Origin of the sequence: uncultured Aquincola sp. (assembly GCF_964001545.1) — a bacterium.
GTDB lineage: Bacteria > Pseudomonadota > Gammaproteobacteria > Burkholderiales > Burkholderiaceae_C > Aquincola.
In genome coordinates this window covers 1-4,607 of record NZ_CAXFDV010000485.1, presented here as the reverse complement: position 1 = coordinate 4,607, position 4,607 = coordinate 1, and the positions used below count along the sequence as shown (strand labels likewise).

General features: G+C 70.4%; 4 protein-coding genes. All 4 read left to right on the top strand.

The features are described 5' to 3' along the window. Positions 1–60 precede the first annotated feature (60 nt). Genes ABNT58_RS16595 through ABNT58_RS16580 form a run of 4 tightly spaced genes read left to right on the top strand, consistent with a single transcriptional unit; the run spans position 61 to position 4,543 of the window. Complete coding sequence (locus ABNT58_RS16595) at positions 61–972, top strand: sugar ABC transporter substrate-binding protein (protein ID WP_348754558.1); 912 nt, start codon at positions 61–63, stop codon at positions 970–972. Between the two features lie 19 nt (positions 973–991). After that, positions 992–2,530 carry a sugar ABC transporter ATP-binding protein gene (locus ABNT58_RS16590; RefSeq protein WP_348754557.1) on the top strand — a complete coding sequence of 513 codons (1,539 nt, stop codon included), beginning with the start codon at positions 992–994 and terminating at the stop codon, positions 2,528–2,530. Beyond that, a complete protein-coding gene (locus ABNT58_RS16585; protein ID WP_348754556.1) occupies positions 2,527–3,516 on the top strand; it encodes an ABC transporter permease in 990 nt (329 codons plus the stop codon). Before ABNT58_RS16590 ends, ABNT58_RS16585 begins: the two co-directional genes overlap by 4 nt. Before the next feature lie 4 nt (positions 3,517–3,520). Beyond that, a complete protein-coding gene (locus ABNT58_RS16580) occupies positions 3,521–4,543 on the top strand; it encodes a LacI family DNA-binding transcriptional regulator (protein ID WP_348754555.1) in 1,023 nt (340 codons plus the stop codon). Positions 4,544–4,607: the final 64 nt, after the last annotated feature.

Below are 4,607 nucleotides of genomic sequence, written 5' to 3'. Positions count from 1 at the left end.
TCCGCTGCTTCCCTGTTCACCCGCCGCCGCTGCGCCCAGGTGTTCGGCGCTTCCGCCGCGCTGGTGCTGTCCGCCGCGCTGCTGCCGGCTGCCCATGCGGCCGACAAGCCCAAGGTCGCGCTGGTGATGAAGTCGCTGGCCAACGAGTTTTTCCTGACCATGGAGCAAGGCGCCAAGGCCCACCAGAAGGACAACGCCGACAAGTACACCCTGGTGGCCAACGGCATCAAGGACGAGACCGACACCGCCGCCCAGATCCGCATGGTCGAGCAGATGGTGGCCCAGAAGGTCGATGCGCTGGTGATCGCGCCGGCCGACAGCAAGGCCCTGGTGCCGGCCATCAAGAACGCCATCGACAAGGGCGTGCTGGTGGTCAACATCGACAACCGCTTCGACCAGGCCGCGCTGAAGGAAAAGGGCATCAAGGTGCCGTTCGTCGGCCCCGACAACCGCGCCGGCGCCAAGCTGGTGGGCGATGCACTGGCCAAGACGCTGAAGGCGGGCGACAAGGTCGGCATCATCGAAGGCGTGTCCACCACCTTCAATGCGCAGCAGCGCACACTGGGTTATCAAGACGCGATGAAGGCCGCCGGCGTCACCGTGGTCGGCGTGCAGTCGGGCCAGTGGGAAATCGACAAGGGCAACACCGTGGCCGCCGGCATGATGCGTGAGCACCCCGACCTGAAGGCCCTGCTGGCTGGCAACGACAGCATGGCCCTGGGCGCCGTGGCCGCCGTCAAGGCCGCCGGCAAGACCGGCAAGGTGGCCGTGGTGGGCTACGACAACATCAGCGCCATCAAGCCCATGCTGCAGGACGGCCGCGTGCTGGCCACGGCCGACCAGTACGCCGCCAAGCAGGCGGTGTTCGGCATCGAGACCGCGCTCAAGGCCCTGGCCGCCAAGACCCCGCAGGCCCAGATGCCCGAAGAAGTGAAGACCGACGTGGTGCTGGTCACCAAGGATAGCAAGTAAACCGCCGAGGTTGCAGGCCATGGAGCGCACGCCGCTGCTGACGCTGGAAGGCATCGGCAAGGACTACGCCGCCACCGTGCTGGACGGCGTCAGCCTCACGCTGCAACGCGGCGAGGTGCTGGCGCTGACCGGCGAGAACGGCGCCGGCAAGAGCACGCTGTCCAAGATCGTCTGCGGGCTGGTGAACCCCACCCGCGGCCGCATGACGCTGGACGGCCAGCCCTACGCCCCCGTCTCGCGGCGGGACGCGGAGCGCCAAGGCGTGCGCATGGTGCTGCAGGAGCTGGGCCTGGTGCCCACGCTCACCGTGGCCGAGAACCTGCTGCTGGGCGCCCTGCCCCACACCGCTGGCTGGCTCAGGCGCGGCGAGATGGCGCAGCGCGCCCGCGCGCAGCTGGCCCGCATCGGGCTGGAAGACCTGGACCCGTGGACGCCCGTCTCGCGCCTGGGCATCGGCCATCAGCAGATGGTGGAAATCGCCCGCAACCTGCACGACGACACCCGCGTGCTGATGCTGGACGAGCCCACCGCGATGCTGACCCCGCGCGAGACCGACCGGCTGTTCGAGCAGGTGGCGCAGCTGGTGGCCGCGGGCGTGTCCATCGTCTACGTGTCGCACCGGCTGGAAGAGCTGCAGCGCATCGCCCACCGGGTGGCGGTGCTGCGCGACGGCCGGCTGGTGGACGTGCTGCCGATGCAGGGCCTGCGCGAAGAAGAACTGGTCGAACGCATGATCGGCCGCACGCTGGTGGAAGACAGCGGCCGCGGCCGCCGGCCCACCGGCCCGGTGCGGCTGCGGGTGCAGGGCCTGGCGCGTGGCCAGGTGGTGCGCCCCACCAGCCTGGAGCTGCACGGCGGCGAGATCCTGGGCCTGGCCGGCCTGGTGGGCTCGGGCCGTACCGAGCTGCTGCGCCTGATCTACGGCGCCGACCAGCCCGATGCGGGCAGCGTGGAACTGCTGCCGATCGACGGCGGACCGGCGCGCCGCTGGGGCAACCCGGTGCAGGCGGTCAAGGCCGGCATCGGCCTGGTGAGCGAAGACCGCAAGGCCGAAGGCCTGCTGCTGCCGCAATCCATCCGCGTGAACACCACGCTCAGCGACCTGGGCGCGGTGTCGGCCAGCGGCTGGCTCAAGCCCGCCCGGGAAAGCAGCCTGGTGCAGCAGCTGGTGAAAACGCTGCGCGTGCGCTGCACGAACGAAGAACAACCGGTGGCGGCGCTGAGCGGCGGCAACCAGCAGAAGGTGATCTTCGCGCGCTGGCTGCACCGCAACTGCGAAGTGCTGCTGCTGGACGAACCCACCCGCGGCGTGGACATCGGCGCCCGCGCCGACTTGTACAGCCAACTGGAACGCATGGCCGCCGAAGGCCGGGCGCTGCTGGTGGTGTCCAGCGACCTGCGCGAGCTGATGGCGCTGTGCGACCGCATCGGCGTGATGAGTGGCGGCCGCCTGGTGCGTACCTTCGAGCGCGGCCAATGGACCGAACAATCCCTGCTCGCGGCGGCCTTCTCGGCCGCGGTGCCGGCCGACGATGCAACCCTGAGCGAGCCTGCATGACCTCCTCCGCCCCTTCCGGCCCCAACCTCACCCCCACGCGCAGCGGCGCGCTGCGCAGCGAGCTGGCCACCTACCTGGGCCTGGCCGCGGTGCTGGTGGCCATGGTGCTGCTGTTCAGCACGCTCAGCGACTACTTCTTCAGCGCCGACACCTTCATCGCCATCGTCAACGAGATCCCTGCGCTGGCGGTGATGGCGGTGGGCATGACCTTCGTGCTCATCGTGGCGGGCATCGACCTGTCGGTGGGCTCGGTGCTGGCATTGAGCGCCGCGCTCAGCGCCACCGCCATCCTGCAGTGGCAATGGAGCGTGCCGGCCGCGGCGCTGCTGGGCCTGGGCGCCGGCGTGCTGTGCGGCGCGGTGCTGGGCTCGGTGTCGGTGGCTTTCCGGCTGCCGTCGTTCATCGTCTCGCTGGGCATGCTGGAAGTGGTGCGCGGCGCGGCCTACCTGGTCACCGATTCGCGCACGCAGTACGTGGGCGAGCGCATCTCCTGGCTGGCCCAGCCCTGGCTGGGCAATGTGTCGATGGCCTTCGTCATCGCGGTGCTGCTGGTCATCGTCGGCCAGCTGGTGCTCACGCGCACGGTGTTCGGCCGCAGCGTGGTGGGCATCGGCACCAATGAAGAAGCCATGCGCCTGGCCGGGGTCGATCCGCGGCCCATCCGCATCGCGGTGTTCGCCCTCACCGGCCTGCTGGCTGCGCTGGCCGGCCTGATGCAGGCCGCGCGGCTGGAAGCGGCCGACCCCAATGCGGGCCAGGGCATCGAGCTGCGCGTGATCGCCGCAGTGGTCATCGGCGGTACCAGCCTGATGGGCGGGCGCGGCTCGGTGGTCACCACCTTCTTCGGCGTGCTCATCATCGCGGTGCTGGAAGCCGGCCTGGCGCAGATCGGCGCCAGCGAGCCCAGCAAGCGCGTGGTCACCGGCTGCGTGATCGTGGCGGCGGTGATCGTCGACACGCTGCGCCAGCGCCGCCGCGGAGCCTGAGCCCATGGCCACCATCAAGGACGTGGCGCTGCGCGCCGGCGTGTCCGTGACCACCGTCTCGCACGTGGTCAACGGCACGCGGCACGTCAGCCCCGACGGGCGCGAGCGGGTGGAACAAGCCATCCGCGCGCTGGGCTACGTGCCCAGTGCGGTGGCCCGCAGCCTCAAGCGCAACACCACGCACACGCTGGGCATGATCACGCCCAACAGCTCCAACCCCTACTTCGCCGAGATCGTGCGCGCGGCCGAAGACCGCTGCTTCGGCGCCGGCTACACCCTCATCCTGTGCAACACCGACGATGAGCCGCGGCGCCAGAGCATGGTGCTGCAGGTGCTGGCCCAGCGCCGCATCGACGGGCTGATCGTGGTGAGCAGCGGCGACGACGCCGGCCTGCCCGCGCTGCTGGCCGGCCTGGAAATGCCCACGGTGCTGCTGGACCGCGAGATCGACACCCTGCCCTGCGACCTGGTGGAAACCGCCCACATGAACGGCGCGCTGCTGGCCACCCGCCACCTGGCCACGCTGGGCCACCGGCGCATCGCCTGCATCGGCGGCCCGCGTGGCCTGGTGCCCAGCGAGCAGCGCATCGCCGGCTGGCGGCTGGCATTGGCCGAGATCGGCGCCGGCAACGGGCACACCACCGAGCCCGAGGGCGACGAGCTGCTGTGGCATGGCGACTTCACCAGCGAAAGCGGCTATGCCTGCATGCATGCGCTGCTGCGCCACACGCCGCGGCCCAGCGCCGTGTTCGTGGCCAACGACCTGATGGCGCTGGGCGCACTGTGCGCCGCGCATGAATGCGGCGTGGACGTGCCGGGCGACATCTCGGTGGTGGGCTTTGACGACATCGAGCTGGCCCGCTTCAGCAGCCCGCCGCTGACCACCGTCGCCCAGCCCAAGCAGCGCATCGCGGCGCTGGCGGTGGACATGCTGCTCGAACGCATCGAAGGGCGCCGCGCCGATGCACGCAAGGTGGTGCTGCAGCCCGAGCTGCGGGTGCGGGCTTCCAGTGGAGCGGCGCGATGAGCAGCACGTTGACCAGCCCAGCCATCGTCGTGCTCGGCAGCCTGAACATGGACCTGCTGATGCG

Coding starts and splice junctions, on each gene's coding strand:
- ABNT58_RS16580 (WP_348754555.1), top strand. CDS start 3,521: ATGGCCACCATCAAGGACGTGGCGCTGCGCGCCGGCGTGTCCGTGACC.
- ABNT58_RS16590 (WP_348754557.1), top strand. CDS start 992: ATGGAGCGCACGCCGCTGCTGACGCTGGAAGGCATCGGCAAGGACTAC.
- ABNT58_RS16585 (WP_348754556.1), top strand. CDS start 2,527: ATGACCTCCTCCGCCCCTTCCGGCCCCAACCTCACCCCCACGCGCAGC.